This is a genomic window from Bradyrhizobium sp. SRL28, assembly GCF_018596315.1.
GTDB lineage: Bacteria > Pseudomonadota > Alphaproteobacteria > Rhizobiales > Xanthobacteraceae > Bradyrhizobium.
In genome coordinates this window covers 130,945-146,778 of record NZ_JAHEAG010000003.1, presented here as the reverse complement: position 1 = coordinate 146,778, position 15,834 = coordinate 130,945, and the positions used below count along the sequence as shown (strand labels likewise).

15 protein-coding genes and 1 other RNA gene are annotated in these 15,834 nt (G+C 63.8%); 12 read left to right on the top strand and 4 right to left on the bottom strand.

What is annotated here, in order from left to right:
* The first annotated feature begins 39 nt into the window (after nucleotides 1-39).
* Nucleotides 40-441 (top strand): hypothetical protein, encoded by a 402-nt coding sequence (locus KIP88_RS08545; RefSeq protein WP_214487461.1) that lies wholly within the window; start codon nucleotides 40-42, stop codon nucleotides 439-441.
* On the opposite strand, the gene KIP88_RS08540 is transcribed toward KIP88_RS08545, so the two are convergent.
* The gene (locus KIP88_RS08540) at nucleotides 423-1,355 is read right to left on the bottom strand and encodes a DMT family transporter (RefSeq protein WP_214487460.1); all 933 of its coding nucleotides are present in this window, start codon (nucleotides 1,353-1,355) and stop codon (nucleotides 423-425) included. The genes KIP88_RS08545 and KIP88_RS08540 overlap by 19 nt on opposite strands.
* Before the next feature lie 170 nt (nucleotides 1,356-1,525).
* Nucleotides 1,526-2,269: a sulfite exporter TauE/SafE family protein gene (locus KIP88_RS08535; RefSeq protein WP_214487459.1), complete on the bottom strand. Its 744-nt coding sequence runs from the start codon at nucleotides 2,267-2,269 to the stop codon at nucleotides 1,526-1,528.
* Between the two features lie 103 nt (nucleotides 2,270-2,372).
* On the opposite strand from KIP88_RS08535, the gene KIP88_RS08530 reads away from it, so the two are divergent.
* From KIP88_RS08530 to KIP88_RS08520, 3 genes are all read left to right on the top strand, one after another.
* Nucleotides 2,373-3,089: an alpha/beta fold hydrolase gene (locus tag KIP88_RS08530; protein WP_214487458.1), complete on the top strand. Its 717-nt coding sequence runs from the start codon at nucleotides 2,373-2,375 to the stop codon at nucleotides 3,087-3,089.
* 223 nt (nucleotides 3,090-3,312) lie between these two features.
* Nucleotides 3,313-4,278, top strand: a complete 966-nt coding sequence (locus KIP88_RS08525) for an AraC family transcriptional regulator (protein WP_214487457.1) — start codon at nucleotides 3,313-3,315, stop codon at nucleotides 4,276-4,278.
* Nucleotides 4,279-4,393: 115 nt separating this feature from the next.
* The gene (locus tag KIP88_RS08520; RefSeq protein WP_214487456.1) at nucleotides 4,394-5,122 is read left to right on the top strand and encodes an alpha/beta fold hydrolase; all 729 of its coding nucleotides are present in this window, start codon (nucleotides 4,394-4,396) and stop codon (nucleotides 5,120-5,122) included.
* A gap of 243 nt (nucleotides 5,123-5,365) precedes the next feature.
* Here KIP88_RS08520 and rnpB read toward each other — a convergent pair.
* Nucleotides 5,366-5,788: RNase P RNA component class A (gene rnpB, locus KIP88_RS08515), an RNA gene on the bottom strand.
* Nucleotides 5,789-5,919: 131 nt separating this feature from the next.
* On the opposite strand from rnpB, the gene KIP88_RS08510 reads away from it, so the two are divergent.
* From KIP88_RS08510 to KIP88_RS08500, 3 genes are all read left to right on the top strand, one after another.
* Nucleotides 5,920-6,351 carry a PAS domain-containing protein gene (locus KIP88_RS08510; protein WP_214487455.1) on the top strand — a complete coding sequence of 144 codons (432 nt, stop codon included), beginning with the start codon at nucleotides 5,920-5,922 and terminating at the stop codon, nucleotides 6,349-6,351.
* A gap of 124 nt (nucleotides 6,352-6,475) precedes the next feature.
* On the top strand, nucleotides 6,476-6,826 hold the full coding sequence (locus KIP88_RS08505; protein ID WP_214487454.1) for a YciI family protein: 351 nt from the start codon (nucleotides 6,476-6,478) through the stop codon (nucleotides 6,824-6,826).
* Nucleotides 6,827-6,842: 16 nt separating this feature from the next.
* Entirely contained in the window at nucleotides 6,843-8,096 is a 1,254-nt protein-coding gene (locus tag KIP88_RS08500; RefSeq protein WP_214487453.1) for an RNA polymerase sigma factor, read from the top strand.
* Nucleotides 8,097-8,232: 136 nt separating this feature from the next.
* Here KIP88_RS08500 and KIP88_RS08495 read toward each other — a convergent pair whose 3' ends face one another.
* Entirely contained in the window at nucleotides 8,233-9,021 is a 789-nt protein-coding gene (locus tag KIP88_RS08495; RefSeq protein WP_249790632.1) for an N-acetylmuramoyl-L-alanine amidase, read from the bottom strand.
* 461 nt (nucleotides 9,022-9,482) lie between these two features.
* On the opposite strand from KIP88_RS08495, the gene rsmH reads away from it, so the two are divergent.
* From rsmH to murF, 5 genes are read left to right on the top strand one after another with little or no spacing between them, the layout of a single operon-like run.
* Nucleotides 9,483-10,661: a 16S rRNA (cytosine(1402)-N(4))-methyltransferase RsmH gene (rsmH, locus tag KIP88_RS08490; protein WP_374226434.1), complete on the top strand. Its 1,179-nt coding sequence runs from the start codon at nucleotides 9,483-9,485 to the stop codon at nucleotides 10,659-10,661.
* Between the two features lie 2 nt (nucleotides 10,662-10,663).
* A complete protein-coding gene (locus KIP88_RS08485; RefSeq protein ID WP_214487450.1) occupies nucleotides 10,664-11,056 on the top strand; it encodes a hypothetical protein in 393 nt (130 codons plus the stop codon).
* Nucleotides 11,053-12,804 carry a penicillin-binding protein 2 gene (locus tag KIP88_RS08480; RefSeq protein WP_214487449.1) on the top strand — a complete coding sequence of 584 codons (1,752 nt, stop codon included), beginning with the start codon at nucleotides 11,053-11,055 and terminating at the stop codon, nucleotides 12,802-12,804. Before KIP88_RS08485 ends, KIP88_RS08480 begins: the two co-directional genes overlap by 4 nt.
* A 46-nt stretch (nucleotides 12,805-12,850) precedes the next feature.
* Nucleotides 12,851-14,308, top strand: a complete 1,458-nt coding sequence (locus tag KIP88_RS08475) for a UDP-N-acetylmuramoyl-L-alanyl-D-glutamate--2,6-diaminopimelate ligase (RefSeq protein ID WP_214487448.1) — start codon at nucleotides 12,851-12,853, stop codon at nucleotides 14,306-14,308.
* The gene (gene murF, locus KIP88_RS08470) at nucleotides 14,305-15,687 is read left to right on the top strand and encodes a UDP-N-acetylmuramoyl-tripeptide--D-alanyl-D-alanine ligase (RefSeq protein WP_214487447.1); all 1,383 of its coding nucleotides are present in this window, start codon (nucleotides 14,305-14,307) and stop codon (nucleotides 15,685-15,687) included. Before KIP88_RS08475 ends, murF begins: the two co-directional genes overlap by 4 nt.
* Nucleotides 15,688-15,834 lie beyond the last annotated feature (147 nt).

Sequence of the window (15,834 nt, the reverse complement as noted above, 5' to 3'; positions counted from 1 at the left end):
GAATCGGAATATGCTTCCGGCATCGAGAGGACTTGCGCGATGCGCTGGTTTCATGGCGAACGGCAGCTGGAAGTTTGGGAAGTTGCCGACGATCAGCCGTTGGGCGATATCGGCGCGGTTCAAAAGATCCGCGATATTTGTGCATCCGCCGGGGCCATTGCAGAAAAGCTGGTGGCGGTCGGCGGGCGCGATACCGAGAAGAAGCACGCCGCCGATGCCGAGCGATACCAGGCCGCGATCAAGCGCGCGCTCGAACTAGCGATGCAAATCTCCGACGATTCGATGCGTGACGTTTCAGTGAGCCAGATCATCAAGCTGTGCGTGCAGGTGGATCATCTAAAGACCGCGAGGGTCCTGCTTCGCACAATACAGTCGGAAAAGACGAGGGCGGAACTGGTGGCCGATCACCCGAAGCTGATCGATCAGGATGCCGCCGACTGAGGCGGCTCTCGGTCCTGCCTCGATGGCGCCGACGCCGCGGATGCGCGCGTGCGCGTCGAGATCGCAACCGTCACCACGACGGCGGCAGCGAACAGCAGGATTTGCAGCGTGATGGTCTCGTCGTTGAAGAACGCCGCGAGCGCAAAGGTGACGAAGGGTTGCAGCAATTGGATCTGCGACACCCGTGCGATGCCGCCCATTGCGAGGCCAGCGTTCCATGCGAAGAAGCCGATCCATTGCGAGAACAGCGCGACATAGAGCAGCCCGAGCCATGGCTTCAGCGCGATGTGGGTGATGTCGGCAGGCATGGTCAGCGCGGCCGCGGGGATCGAGAGCGGCAGTGCGATGACCAGCACCCAGCTGATCACCTCCCAGCCCGGCATCTGCGACGTGAGCCGGCCGGAGAACGCATAGCCGATCGCGGCGACAGCGACGGATGCAAACAGAAACAGGTCACCGGCCGCGAGCGCCCCGCCGCCTTGACGCAAGGCAAACATGATCACCAGCGCGGCGCCGGCGACGGAAGCGATCCAGAACAGCGGCCTTGGCCGCTCATGGGTGACGGCGACGGCGACCAGCGCGGTGGCGATCGGCAATACGCCCAGCACCACGCCGCCATGCGACGCGTCGACCCGCTGCATCCCGAGCGACATCAGAAGCGGAAACAGGATGGCGACGCAGAGCATGGCGATCACGAGTTGCGGCCACAGCGCGCGGGGCGGCAGCTTGCGGCGCAACACCAGGAGCAGCGCCAGCGAGCATAGCCCGGCGATCACGGTGCGCAGCGAGGTCAGTGCAATCGGATCAATTTCCGCAACCGCGATCCGCGTCGCCGGCAGCGTGCCGCCGAAAATCACCATGCCGATGAAGCCCAGCAGCAGACCGAGACGCTCGCGTGACGCAGGGGTGGTCATGACGCGATTGGTTAGCTGCTTTGCAGGTCAGCGTACAGCAATCTACTCGGAGCACATGGCGGCCATGCGCCGCTAGAGCCCCGTTCCGATTGAATCGGAACGGGGCTCTAGATTTTTGATTTGACGCGTTTTCTTAGCGCGAACCGGTCCCCACTTCGCTGGAAAACGCTCTACCTCGGAGCAATGCTGCTCCACACCAATCCGAGTCCCGACAGAAACAGCAGCGCCAGCACGACGTCGTAGAAGTTTCGGTCGTTCAGGGCGTGGTAGGTCCGCATGCCGAGGTGGGCGCCGATCAGCGTCCCGGGCATCGCCAGCAGCGCCAGCAGCAAGACGTTCAGCTTCACGAAGCCGGTGGCGGCTTGCAGGATCAGCGCGGCGCCGAGCACGGTGCCGTTGAAGATCTGGAATACGCCGCGGCGCTGATCCTTGGTCCAGCCGCGTATGCTGGCCCACAGCGTCGGAAGCGGGCCCGACAGCCCGGCAAGGCCGCCGAGAATGCCGCCGGCAAATCCGACGCAGGCGTCGGCGATGCGGCCGCCGAAACGAAAGGCCATCGGTTTGCGGATGAAATAGAGCGCGGTCGGAAACACCAGCAGCATCACGCCGACGCTGAGCTTGAATACTTGCGGATCGGCGCGCGCGACCAAGAGCGCCCCGATCGGCATGCCGAGGAGTCCGCCGGCCACGAATGGCAAAGCCAGCTTGAAGTCGAGCAGCTTCCACATCGACGGCAATGTCGAGATTTGCGAACTCACCGAACAGATCAAGACCAGCGGCACGGCGATCGCCGGCGGCAGGATGTAAAGCCAGATCCCCAGCGCCATCAGCGCCGTGCCGAAACCGGCGAGACCTGAGACGAAACCACCGGCGAGCGCGCCGGCCAGCAGGATCGCGTAGGTGGCGACGTCCATTACCGTCTCTTGTTCTTGATCATTGCGGCGACGTTTACACGACGCGGCGGACGGGTACTATCGCAATCGAAGCCTTCAACAACAACCCCGTGGAAACCGCCCGATGAGCACAACTCCTTCGAAAACCTTTCTCGTTTGTCACGGCGCGTGGTCCGCCGGCTGGGCCTGGAAGAAGATGCACCCGCTGATGCAGGCGGCCGGGCATCGGCTGATCACTCCGAGCTACACGGGCCTTGGCGAGCGTGCGCATCTGGCGCATCCGGGAATCGATCTCGACGCGCATATCGAGGACATGCTGAATGTCATCAAATATGAGGATCTGCGCGACATCGTGCTGATCGGCCACAGCTACGGCGGCATGGTCGCGACCGGAGTCGCCGATCGCGCCCGCGACAAGGTCAAGCAACTCATCTATGTCGACGCCTTCGTGCCGCAGGACGGCCAGTCGCTGCTCGATCTGAACGAGGTCGCGCGGACGCGGATGCAAGAGCTGGCGAAGACCGGCGACGGCTGGCGCGTGCCGCCGAATCCGACACCGCCGGATACCTCGCCCGCCGACGTCGAATGGCTGACGGCGCGTCGTGTCGACATGCCGATCAAATGTTTCGAGACCAGGCTGAAACTGCAGGGTGGACCGCTGACGTTGCCGCGAAGCTACATCTACGCCACGCGCATCACCCCGGCCGATACGTTCGGACCGTTCGCCAGGATGACGAAGGGTGATCCCGCCTGGCGCTATTACGAGATCGACGCCAGTCATTCGCCGAACGTCACCGCGCCGGAAGCGCTGATGGCGTTGCTGCAGAAAATCGTCGCGTAGTCCCGCAGTCTCGTAGCCCGGATGGAGCGAAGCAAAATTTGGGGTCTCCGCCAAGGGCTCGTCCTATATTTGATTGCCGCGCCCGGGACTAACGTCGGCCCCCGGATTGCGCTTCGCTCCATCCGGGCTACGAGGCTACGAGGCGTCTCCGAGGATTGACTCTCCGCTATCAGCCCAACAAGCTGGGGAACCGGTGGTCGACGTCGATCGCGGAGGGCGGATCATGACAGCCAGGACGACGGCAGGCATCGAGACGTGGTCGACTGGCTCGGTCGAGCCTGAACGGCGCCTGGATTATTGGATCGGCGCCGTCTGCGAATGTTTTCTCGAAATGGATATCACGACGCAGGTCCGCTCGGGCTTCGACTGCTCCGTTCAGCGCGGGCAACTCGACACGATCGGCATCAACCGCGTGCAGGGATCGGCGCAGCACGTCTACCGCCGGAAAGCCAGCGTCGCGCGCAGCACCGCCAACTACTATTACCTGCTGTGCAAGACCGACAACGACTGGACGGTGATGCAGAACGGTCACGCGTCGCGGATGCGGCCAATGGATCTCGTCCTGCTGGATTCCCGGCGCTGCTATGAATTCAACTTTCCGGTGAACGCAGACACGCTGTCGCTGGAGCTGCCGATCCACTGGGTTGAATCGTGGATATCAGATCCGGAGCGGCGCATCGGGCAGCGTATCGACGGGCGCGCCGGCTGGGGCGCGGCACTCAGCGCATTTGCCTGCCAGCTAACTCCGCAACTCGCCAATGACCGGCCGCTGCCGGCGCGGGTGCTGACCGACCAACTCGGCGCGCTGATGGCGCTTGGGTTCGACAGCGAGATTCCGGCCTCGCCCGCCGAGCAGCGCGATGCGGCAAGACTTCTGGACCAGATCGGCCGAGTCATCCGGCTGCGCTACGCCGAGCCGGGACTGACGGCCGTGACGGTCGCGGAGGATTTGCGTGTCTCGGAGCGGACCTTGCATCGTTGTCTCAACAAAGCGGGCCTGACGTTCAGTGGCTTGCTCAACGATTGCCGGATGGCGGCGGCGCGCCGGATGCTGAGCGAGCCGCGGTTCGATCGCATCAGCGTCGGCGGAATCGGGTTGCGGGTCGGCCTGTCCGATCCATCCCACTTCATCCGTCAATGCCGCAAGTTTCTCGGCATGACCCCGGGCGCATTCCGGCGTCAGCGCTAAAGGCGTTATTGTAGCGCCCTTGGCGCAATCCGGCGACGACGGTGGCCGAATCCGGCCATCCGGACGAAACGCCGTCTCTATCAAGGTCTGATTTCTGAATCGAGGGGAGACGGGAATGGCAGACACTTATGTTTTAGTTCACGGCGCGTGGCACACCGGCGCCGAAATGGAAGCGGTGGCCGGACATCTGCGAAAGAGCGGCCACGTCGTGCATTGCCCGACGGTTGCCGGCAACAACAAGGACGACGATCGCGAAAAGATCGGCCTCGAGCAGGCGATCTCGTCCGTCGTTACCTACATCGAAGCGAACAATCTGCGCGACATCCGCCTGGTCGGTCACTCCTATGGCGGCATGGTGATCTCGGGTGTCGTCGACCGTCTGACTGATAGGATCAAGCGGCTCGTCTATGTCAACGCCTTCGTGCCGCTGGACGGGCAGTGCCTCAACGACATGGTGCCGCCGCACTATGTCGGCTTGTTCGATGCGGTGGCCGCCGCCAACAAGGGCGCCGTGATGCTGCCGTTCGAAATCTGGCGCGATGCCTTCATCAACGACGCCGACCTCGAACTGGCGAAGTCGGCCTTCGCCAAACTCAACCTGCATCCGTACAAGACATTCACCGATAAGATCACGCTGAAGCATGGGTTGGCGGAACTGCCGGTCGGCAAATCCTATGTCAATTGCCGGCAGGACATCGCCCTGCCGCACAGCATGCCATGGCATCCCCGGCTGTCGGAGCGGCTGGGGCTGTTCCGGCTGGTCGAATGCGACGGCAGCCACGAGATGTTCTTCAGCAATCCCGCACGGCTGGCGCAGGCGATCGCAGAGGCGGGGCGCGACTGAGATCGTTGGGCCAACGCGTAGCCCGGATGGAGCGCAGCGCAATCCGGGGGCTGGTTTCGGAAGCCATGTCGATATGCGAAAGCCATGAGCCAATCTGGCACCGATCCCGGATTGCGCTGCGCTCCATCCGGGCTACGAGTTGCGTTGGCTGAATGAAGCCGGAAATGGCGAGGGGTCCGGCGCGTTACGCCGAACCCCTCATTCTCAGCAAGACGCGTTTTCTTCGAAAACGCTTTCGCTTAGAGCATCAGCCAGCCTGTAAGCCGGGTTCTGTAGGGCACTATTCTTGCGAATGGTACGTGACGGCCATTCCTCTGGGGCCATGTTTGCACATGGCCTCGAGCAACCTACCCGGACGGCGAGCCTGACATCGCCCTGCGGTGTTATCGCTTTCGCGAACGGACCCGCGTTGCCGTCCCTATTCGGTTTTGCTCCCGGTGTGGTTTGCCATGCCGTTTCCGTTGCCGGATACGCGGTGCGCTCTTACCGCACCTTTTCACCCTTGCTGTCCTCTCCCTTTCGGGCGGGGCAGCGGTTCGTTCTCTGTGGCACTTTCCCTGGGGTTGCCCCCGCCGGACGTTATCCGGCACCGTATGTCGATGGAGCCCGGACTTTCCTCCCCCGCAGCCTTTCGACCATAGCGGGAGCGGCCGTCCGGCCGACTGACGCTGTACGAATGGGGGCTCTGGTGCGCCGCGTCAAGCGATCACGATGGTTAATCGGGTTCCATTGGCAATTTTTGACAGAAGCAGCCCGGCGGCATTTGATTGCTGGTGAGGACGAGTAGGTGACGCGCAATGAACATTCCTGCCGGTCTTGGCGAAGCACTGCTGCACAGCGCTTCCGACGCGATCATCGCGACCGATCGCGACGGCCGCATCACGTTCTGGAATCCCGGCGCCGAACGGATCTTCGGATTTCCGGCCGGGGAGACCATCGGCCAATCGCTCGACCTCATTATCCCCGAGAATTTGCGCGCGCGGCACTGGGCTGGCTTTCGTCATACGATGGAAACGGGAACGAGCCGTTACGGCCAGGGCGACATGCTGTCGGTGCCTGCGCTGACCAGCGATGGACGCCGCATCTCGGTCGAATTCACGATCGTGTTGCTGCGAGACGCGTCGCAGGAGGTCGCGGGCACGGTGGCTGTCATGCGCGACGTGACGAAGCGGTTCGAGGAAGTCAGGGAGCTGAAGCGCAAGCTTGCGGAGGCCGGCAAGAAGTCTTGAATTTGAAGTCCGTCCATGCCGGAGGGCGGCTCCCCGCGAAAAATAATTTCCGTGACGATGTCGTTTTGCGGGAGGCCCGTTCGACTGGGTGTCGGCGATCCAGCCGGTCAGAAGGAGTTTTCAAATGCAGTATCTGTTGTTGATCTATCGAAACGAAGCCGAGCAGGCAAAGATGGACGCTTCCGAGCTCCAGAAGATGACGGCCGAATACCGCGCATTCACCCAATCCATCATCCAGAGCGGCAACTTCAAGGCCGGCGACGCCCTGCAAATGACGGCGACGGCTACCACCGTGCGCGTTCGCGACGGCAAGATGTTGACCACGGACGGTCCATTTGCGGAGACCCGCGAGCAACTCGGCGGCTATTATCTGGTCGAGGCCAAGGATCTCGACACCGCGCTGGGCATTGCTGCCAGAATTCCCACCGCCAAGGTTGGTTCGATCGAAGTCAGGCCGATCATGGTCTATGAATGACGGCAACTGAGATCGCATGACACCACGCGAGATCGAGAAAATATTCCGCGACGAGGCGGGGCGGGCGCTGTCCACGCTGATCCGCCTCGTCGGCGATTTCGATCTGGCTGAGGACGCCTTGCAGGATGCGTTTGCGGTGGCCCTTGAACGTTGGCCCATCGCCGGCCTGCCGTCCAATCCGCGCGCGTGGCTGGTCAATGTCGGCCGGAACAAGGCGGTCGATCGTGTCAGGCGCAGCATTGCGTTCCGCGGCAAGCAGCAGGAATTGACGCATGAGTTGTTGCTGAATACGTCCGGGTCGTGCGACACGTCCGACGGCGCGCTCGACGACGACATGCTGCGGCTGATCTTTACCTGCTGCCATCCGTCCTTTGCCGCGGAAGTGCAGGTCGCGTTGACGTTGCGCACAGTCAGTGGCCTCACGACCGCGCAGGTCGCGCGCGCGTTTCTCGCCAGCGAAGACGCGATGGCGCAGCGCCTGGTGCGGGCCAAACAAAAAATTCGTCTCGCCGGCATTCCCTACGAGGTGCCGGAGCGCGACGCGCTGGAGCCGCGGCTGCGCGGCGTGCTCGCCGTGATCTATCTCGTGTTTACCGAGGGCTATGCGGCTACATCAGGCGAAGATCTGATGCGGCCTGATCTGGCGCGCGAAGCGATCCGGCTGGCGCGGCTGCTCGACGCGCTGATGCCGGGACGCGGCGAGATCAAGGGTTTGCTGGCCCTGATGCTGCTGCACGACTCACGGCGTGCGGGCCGCGAGACCGCAGGCGGCGATATCGTGCTGCTGGAAGAGCAAGATCGCGCGCTGTGGGATCGCGGGCAGATATCGGAGGGCCTGCTTCTCGTGGAAGAGGCGCTGCGGATGCCGGGCCGGCCGCAATCCTATGCGGTGCAGGCGGCCATCGCCGCGCTGCATGCGCGTGCGCCCAGTTACAAGGATACCGACTGGCGACAGATCGCCGGCCTCTACGAAGTGTTGCTGCGGATCAGCCCGTCGCCGGTGATCGAACTCAATCACGCCGCAACGATATCGATGGTCGACGGGCCGGAGCGGGCGCTCGACCTGATCGATGCGCTGGAAGCGCGCGGCGGGCTGAAGGGATATGAGTTGCTGCCCGCGGTGCGCGCCGATTTGCTGCGCAGGTTGGGCCGGCGCGACGCGGCGCGTGAGGCGTATCAGGCGGCGACGGCCGCGACGCAACTCGAGCCGCTGCGAAGGTTCTATGCGCGGCGGATCGCGGAAATGGAGGGAAGCGCGAACGGACCTTAGCCGTCATTGCCTGCGACAAACGCGAAGCGTTTGCGCAAGGGAGCAAAGCGACGAAGCAATCCATCTATCCATGCATGCGAAAAGATGGATTGCTTCGCTGCGCTCGCAATGACGGTTGAGAGTATTCGCGAACTACTTACTTCGCCGCCACCACCGTCGTCGCCGCATCCGCCGGCAGGCTCGTCAGCAGCGCGTGCAGCGTGCTCATGGTCGAGTGATCGGCGATGCCGTCGACGCGCGCGGGACGGAAGTGGCGCTGGAACGCGGTGACCACTTCCATGGTCGGGCCGTCAAACTTGCCGTGGATCGGGATATTGTAGCCGTATTTGGCAAGTGCGGCCTGCATGCCCGCGACGTCATCGCTGATGCTGCCGAGCTTGAGCGTTTCGCCGCGCACGATCGGCGCCGGCTGCACCCAATGGCCGACGCCGGAATTGGCCAGCGAATGCCACGGAAATTTTTCGCCGGGATCTCTTTTGCGCGCCGGGGCGACGTCGGAATGTGCGAGCACGCGATGCGAAGGTATCTTGCGGCGGAGCATGATGCCCCGGCACAGCGCGATCACGGCGGCGATCTGGCGCAGCGGGAAATCCGGATAGCCCCAGTCATGGCCGCGATTGATGATCTCGATCCCGATCGAGCAGGAATTGATGTCTTCCTCGCCGGCCCAGGAGGATACGCCGGCGTGCCAGGCGCGCTTGGCTTCCGGCACGCACTGCACGATGCGGCCGTCTTCCAGCACGATGTAATGCGCCGATACGTCGGTGCCGGGAGTGCAGAGCTGGGCGATCGCGCCTTCCACATCCGGCATGCCGGTGTAGTGCAGCAGGATCATATCGGCGACGCGGCCATTGTTGCGGTCGCCATGGTTCGGCGACGGGATGACGTCGGATGCGATCGAGGAATCTGGGGTAAAGGTCTTCATGTCGGCGTTGGCCCTGGGAACGGGAAGGGCGCGTTGACGCCTCGAATCAATACCAGCAGATACGAGCGGACCAGAAGCCATTTTTTAGTCTCAAACCGGGCAGGAGAACGGCAACTTCGTGTCTTAACCAATGCCGTTTACTATTCCTTTACCTCGCGCTCGCGCAATCCGGCGGGCCGAGTTCCAGTTTGCATTTTGACCGACTGTGTGCGGGACGCATCACCATTTTTTAGCATCTAGAGCTTCGGTTCTGATCGAAGCAGAACCGAAGCTCTAGATTCTTGTTTTGACGCGTTTTCTTCACGCGAACCGGTACCCACTTCGCTGGAAAACGCTACGGAAAGCGCGCAAAACTCGTCACCGATCATCAACGCTTTCTTAACGCTAAGTGCCGTTACTAAGTGGTGAAGAGCCGAACCGGGTTGGGGACGGCCGAGGCCCTCTTTCGCGCTCGAAATGCCATGGCAACCCAGCAAATTCCGTCTGGAAATGAGGGGGCGCGAGGCCGGGCGAGAGACGGCAATCGTGCCTGTTCGCGGCTTTTTGGCCGGAAAAGCCCGGCGAAGCGCAGAGATTTGAGGCGCAATGGGCCCGTTCGCGTCCAGTTTTCACACCATCGACTGGAAAACGCCAGAGGACGGCGCATGAGCCCGGCTGCGCCGCGCCATATCTCCGTTCTCGGCCGCGAGGCGGTCGAGATGCTCGATCCCAAGGACGGTGGCATCTATGTCGACGCGACCTTCGGCGCCGGCGGCTACAGCCGCGCGATCCTCAGCGTCGCGGGAACCCAGGTCATCGGCATCGACCGCGACCGGTCGGCGGTTACCGGTGGGTTCGATCTGATCGATCAGTCCGATGGCCGGCTGACCCTGGTCGAGGACCGGTTCTCCAACCTTGCAGACATCTGCGCGGCGCAAGGCATGGCCGAGGTGGACGGCGTCGTGATGGACGTCGGCGTTTCCTCCATGCAGCTCGATCAGGCCGAGCGCGGCTTTTCGTTCCGGCTCGGCGGCCCGCTCGACATGCGGATGGGCCATGACGGGCCGACGGCGGCGGATGTCGTTGCGAAGGCCTCCGAAGCCGATCTCGCCAACATCATCTATATTTTCGGCGAAGAGCGCCATTCCCGCGCCGTCGCCCGCGCCATCGTGGCGGCGCGCAAGGAAGCGCCGATCACGACGACGCAAGCGCTGGCCGATATCGTCGGCAAGGTGGTGCGCTCCAAGCCGAACGAGATTCATCCGGCGACACGCACGTTCCAGGGCCTGAGAATTTTCGTCAACGCGGAACTCGACGAACTGCACCTGGCGCTCGCGGCAGCCGAGCGCGTGCTGAAGCCCGGCGGCCGGCTGGTGGTCGTATCGTTTCATTCGCTGGAAGACCGCATCGTCAAGGATTTCTTCAACGCACGCGGCAAGACCGGCGGCGGTTCGCGGCACTTGCCTGAGGTCGCGCAGGCTGCGCCGAGCTTTCAGATTCTGACCAAGCGCCCCGTTACCCCCGGCGAAGCCGAAGTGGCTGCCAATCCGCGCGCGCGTTCCGCAAAACTGCGCGCTGCCGAGCGCACCACAGCGCCAGCGCATGCGGCAGGCCACCTGCCGGCCTGGCCCGTTCTTGCCGACGTGATGAGGGGAGGCTGACCATGCGGATGATCCACCTCCTCGTCATCGGCGTGCTGGTGTTCGCGGCAGCCTACGTCTACCGGATCAAGATGGAATCGACCTCGCGCGTCGAGCGCGTGCTGCGGCTCAACGCCGAGATCCGCGAGCAGCGCGACGCCATCGCGGCGCTGCGCGCGGAATGGGCCAGGCTCGATGCGCCGTTGCGGCTGCAAGGGCTCGCCGAGCGCCATCTCGGCCTGAAGCCGCTCAACGCCACGCAATACGATCAGTTGAAGAACCTGCCGGAACGGCCGCCGGCCTTTGCAAGGCCCGATGCGCCCGATCCGATCGGCGCGATGATCAACACCATCGAGGCTGCCGCCGAAGCACCGCCCACAACCGGGTCCGTGCCCGCATCGGGAGATCGGCAATGACCGGCCGGGCGCTCACCAACATCAAGCGGCCGGCGGAGCCGTGGCGGCAGCGGCTGATCCGCAGCCTGCTCTACGGGCGCAATGTCGATCGCGCCGCAAAAGCCCGGGCGCGGGTAGGATTGGCCATCCTGCTGTTCGCAGCGATCTATGCGGTGCTTGCCGGACGTCTGGTGATGTTCGCGGTCGGTGCCGACAGCCACGGCGCGCGCCGCGCCGGCTCGCAGGACGCGATCGCGACCGCGCGGCCCGATATCGTCGACCGCAACGGCACGGTGCTCGCGACCGATGTCAAGAGCCCGAGCCTGTTCGGCGAGCCCAGGCGCATCATCGACAAGGACGAGGCGATTGAACTTTTAACCGCGGCGCTGCCGGACCTCGACGAAGCGGAGGCCCGCACGCGCCTGTCGTCGCGCAAGGGGTTTGTGTGGCTCAAGCGTGAGATCACGCCGAAGCAGCAGCACGACATCCACAAGCTCGGCATTCCCGGCATCGGCTTCCTGCGCGAGAACAAGCGCGTCTATCCGACGGGTGCTGCGGTCGCGCATCTGATCGGGCTCGTCAACATCGACAACCAGGGCATCGCCGGGATGGAGAAGTGGCTGGACAATAACGGTCTGGCCGATCTGCACCGCGCCGGCTTTGCCACCGATCGCCTGCAACGGCCGGTGGAACTGTCGATCGACCTGCGTGTCGAGCATGCGCTGCGCGACGAATTGCTGAAGGCGAAAGAGAAATACAAGGCCAAGGCGGCGTCCGGCCTCGTCTCCAACGTCCGGACCGGCGAGATCGTGGCCCTGGTGTCGCTGCCGGACTTCGATCCGAACAATCCGAAAGAGGCGCACGACCCCGAGCGCATCAACCGCCTGACCACGGGCGTGTTCGAAATGGGCTCGACCTTCAAGGCGCTGACGCTGGCGATGGCGCTGGATTCCGGCAAGGCCAACCTCAACACGCTCTATGACGGACGCGGCGCGCTGAAGTTCGGCAAGTTCACCATTCACGACACCCATCCGGTCGGCCGCAACATCACGCTGGCAGAAGTGTTCACGTTCTCCTCGAACGTCGGCGCGGCCAAGATCGCGCTGGCGCAAGGCGTCGAGGCGCACAAGGCGTTCCTGAAGAAGCTCGGCCAGATGGACCGGCTGCGCACCGAGCTGCCTGAAAGCACCTCGCCGATCGTGCCGAAGCGCTGGACCGAACTCAACACCATTACGGCTTCCTTCGGTCATGGCATCGCGGTGGCGCCGCTGCAGGCGGTGATGGGCATCAACGCCTGCATCAACGGCGGTCTCCTGATTCCCCCGACCTTCCTCAAGCGGTCGGAAGAGGAGGCGAGGGCGATGGCCAAGAAGGTGCTCCGAACCGAAACCTCCGACAAGATGCGCTACCTGATGCGGCTGAACGCCGAGATCGGAACCGCCAAGAAGGCTGACGTGAAGGGCTATTATATCGGCGGCAAGACCGGCACCTCGGAAAAGGTGGTCAACGGGCGCTATTCCAAGAAGCAGGTGCTCAACTCCTTCACGGCGATCATTCCGGCCGACAATCCGCAGTATCAGCTGCTGGTCATGCTGGATGAGCCGAAGGCGCTGCCGGAAACCCATGGCTTCATCACTTCGGGCTGGAATGCGGTGCCGACCGGCGGCAAGGTGATTGCCCGCATCGGGCCGCTTCTGGGCATCGAACCGCGCTTCGATCTGCCGCCGTCCGACCGCCTTATTCTTGCGGCATCGAGGACAACCCAGTAAGGCGTAATATCACGCGCGCCTGCTGCGCCGGCCGGACTGGAACACGATGAAACTTCGCGACCTCTTCAGCGATGACGCTGCGATCGATCCGCAGGCCGAAGCTGTCGATGTGAAAGGCCTTAGCGTCGACAGCCGCGCGGTGAAGCCGGGCGACCTGTTCTTTGCCATTGCAGGCAGCAAGACCGACGGCTCGCGCTTCGTCGATTCGGCGATACAGGCGGGGGCGGTCGCGGTAGCCGGTGACCATGCGCCGCCGGACCGCCGCGTGCCGTTCGTCGTCACGCCAAATCCGCGCCGTGCACTGGCGCTGGCGGCGGCGAGATTTTATCCGCGTCAGCCCGCGACCATTGCGGCGGTGACCGGGACCAGCGGCAAGACGTCGGTCGCAGCCTTCACGCGCCAGATCTGGGAACGGCTCGGCCACGCTTCCGCCAGCATCGGCACCATCGGTCTCGTTTCGCCGAAGCGCACGGTGTACGGCTCGCTGACGACGCCGGACCCGATCGCGCTGCACAGGCAACTCGACGAAATCACGGGCGACGGCGTCACGCATCTGGCCTTCGAGGCCTCCTCGCACGGGCTCGACCAGTTCAGGCTCGACGGCGTGCGCATCGCCGCCGGCGGCTTCACCAATCTTTCGCGCGACCACATGGATTACCATCCGGATGTGGCGCATTACCTCGCTGCCAAGCTGCGGCTGTTCCGCGATCTCGTTCCACCGGGTGCTGCGGCGGTGATCTCAGCCGATCATGAGTGTTCGCCGGAAGTGATCGACGCGGCGCGGGCGCGAGGCTTGCGGATCATCGCCGTCGGCCGCAACGCGGATGGCGACGGTGAAGGCATCCGCCTCGTTGGTGCTACCGTCGAGGGATTTGCGCAGAATCTTGCGCTGGTGCACCGCGGGCGTAATTACACGATCAAGCTGCCGCTGGTCGGCGAATTCCAGATCGAGAACGCGCTCGTTGCCGCCGGGCTCGCGATTGGCACCGGCAGCGAGCCGGATGCGGTCTTCGCGGCGCTTGAACATCTCGAAGGCGCCAAGGGGCGGCTGGAGCGGGTCGGCGAACACAATGGCGCGCCGATCTTCGTCGATTACGCGCACAAGCCGGACGCGCTGGCGAAGGCGCTGCAGGCGCTGCGGCCTTACGCGAAACGCAAGCTCGTCGTTATCTTCGGCGCCGGCGGCGACCGCGACGCAGGCAAGCGGCCGATCATGGGCGCAATCGCAGCCGAGAATGCCGATCAAGTCATCGTCACCGACGATAATCCGCGCAGCGAAAATCCGGCAACGATCCGCGCCGCCATTCTGGCGGCGGCGAAGGGCGCCAGCGACATCGGCGATCGCGCGGAAGCGATCGGGGCAGGAATATCTGCGCTGCAGCCCGGCGATGCGCTCTTGATCGCCGGCAAGGGGCACGAGACCGGCCAGATCGTCGGCGACAAGGTCTTGCCGTTCAGTGATCACGAAGCGGTGGCCGCCGCGCTTGCAGCGAGGGTGGCATGAGCGCGACGCCATTGTGGACCATTGCCGAAGTCGCGCAGGCGCTCGGGCTGTCAGGCGAATTTCCGGATACGCCGATTGATTTCGTCACGCAGGACAGCCGCCTTGTAAAGCCGGGATGCCTGTTCGTGGCGTTGAGCGGCACGCCCAGCGGCGGCTTCATCTCCAGTTTCGCCAGTGCGCGCGACGGCTGGGAATTCGCCGACAAGGCGCAAGCCGCCGGCGCGGTGGCGATGATCGTTCCGCATCGGATCGACGGCGTCAGCGTTCCGCAGTTGATCGTCAAGGACACGCTGATCGACGGCCTGTGGGGGTTAGCGCGGGCGGCGCGGGCGCGGTTCAAGGGCCCGGTGATCGGCCTGACCGGCAGCGCCGGCAAGACCAGCACCAAGGAATTCCTCGCCGCGTATCCTGCCGCCTATGCCAGCCCGAGCAGTTTCAACAATTTCTGGGGCGTGCCGCTGACGCTGTGCAATGCCAGCCCCAAGGCGAGCGTGTGGGTCGTCGAAATGGGCATGAACCAGACCGGCGAGATTGCACGGCTCAGTGAATTGACGAAACCCACCGTGGCGCTGGTCGTGAACGTCCAGCCGGTGCACCTGGAAAAGCTCGGCAGCCTGGAAGCGATCCGGCGCGAGAAGGTGAGCATCGCGCAAGGCCTGCCCAAGGACGGCGTGCTGGTGTTGCCTGGGGATGTCGAGGCGCCGGAATGGAACGGCAAGGTCGTTCGCTTCGGCGAGGGATCCGAGGTGCGGGAGCTGAAGCACGCGGCCGAGGGCGAGAGCTGGATCGTCGCCGCTGATGTGAACGGCAAGCCAATCGAATTCAGCCTGACGCCCGGTGCGCCACACCGGCTGCAGAACGCGCTTGCCGCGCTGGCGTCCATCCATGCCGCTCGCCTCGAACCCGCGGCGCTGGCCAAAGAACTCGATCATGTCGGCATCATGACCGGCCGCGGCGTGGAGCAGGCGGCCCATGGCGTCACCGTGGTCGACGACAGTTTCAACGGCAACCCGGCCAGCATGGGGGCCGCGCTCGGCAGCCTGAAGGCGCGGCCGGTGAAGGCCGGCCGGCGCATCGCCATTCTCGGCGACATGCTGGAATTGGGCGCGGACGCACCCGCCTATCACACGAAGCTCGCGAAAGATTTGGCTGGAATCGACGGCATCTACTGCGTCGGCCCGCTGATGCGCCATTTGTACGATCTCGTGCCGGCGGGGCGAGCGCTCGGCTGGCATGAAGACCCGGCCACGCTCGATCCCCAGGAAATCGCCGCATTGCTGCGGAACGGGGATGTGGTCGTCGTCAAGGGCAGCAAAAAGATGTTCTGGGTGAACAAGTTTGTGCCCAGGCTGCTGGCCGCCTTGCAGGCAAAGGCGTAAACTGGCCGCACTTGACGGCTGTTGTTTCCGCCAGAGGCGATTCGTCAATACCCCATGCATGACCAAGATTTGCTTGGTTTGAGGATGAAAACGATTATCAAGGCGTTTGCCGGAACAAAGGCGTTCCCGGAGCGCATCCCGCCAAAG

Coding starts and splice junctions, on each gene's coding strand:
- KIP88_RS08545 (WP_214487461.1), top strand. CDS start 40: ATGCGCTGGTTTCATGGCGAACGGCAGCTGGAAGTTTGGGAAGTTGCC.
- KIP88_RS08540 (WP_214487460.1), bottom strand. CDS start 1,355: ATGACCACCCCTGCGTCACGCGAGCGTCTCGGTCTGCTGCTGGGCTTC.
- KIP88_RS08535 (WP_214487459.1), bottom strand. CDS start 2,269: ATGGACGTCGCCACCTACGCGATCCTGCTGGCCGGCGCGCTCGCCGGT.
- KIP88_RS08530 (WP_214487458.1), top strand. CDS start 2,373: ATGAGCACAACTCCTTCGAAAACCTTTCTCGTTTGTCACGGCGCGTGG.
- KIP88_RS08525 (WP_214487457.1), top strand. CDS start 3,313: ATGACAGCCAGGACGACGGCAGGCATCGAGACGTGGTCGACTGGCTCG.
- KIP88_RS08520 (WP_214487456.1), top strand. CDS start 4,394: ATGGCAGACACTTATGTTTTAGTTCACGGCGCGTGGCACACCGGCGCC.
- KIP88_RS08510 (WP_214487455.1), top strand. CDS start 5,920: ATGAACATTCCTGCCGGTCTTGGCGAAGCACTGCTGCACAGCGCTTCC.
- KIP88_RS08505 (WP_214487454.1), top strand. CDS start 6,476: ATGCAGTATCTGTTGTTGATCTATCGAAACGAAGCCGAGCAGGCAAAG.
- KIP88_RS08500 (WP_214487453.1), top strand. CDS start 6,843: ATGACACCACGCGAGATCGAGAAAATATTCCGCGACGAGGCGGGGCGG.
- KIP88_RS08495 (WP_249790632.1), bottom strand. CDS start 9,021: ATGAAGACCTTTACCCCAGATTCCTCGATCGCATCCGACGTCATCCCG.
- rsmH (WP_374226434.1), top strand. CDS start 9,483: ATGGCAACCCAGCAAATTCCGTCTGGAAATGAGGGGGCGCGAGGCCGG.
- KIP88_RS08485 (WP_214487450.1), top strand. CDS start 10,664: ATGCGGATGATCCACCTCCTCGTCATCGGCGTGCTGGTGTTCGCGGCA.
- KIP88_RS08480 (WP_214487449.1), top strand. CDS start 11,053: ATGACCGGCCGGGCGCTCACCAACATCAAGCGGCCGGCGGAGCCGTGG.
- KIP88_RS08475 (WP_214487448.1), top strand. CDS start 12,851: ATGAAACTTCGCGACCTCTTCAGCGATGACGCTGCGATCGATCCGCAG.
- murF (WP_214487447.1), top strand. CDS start 14,305: ATGAGCGCGACGCCATTGTGGACCATTGCCGAAGTCGCGCAGGCGCTC.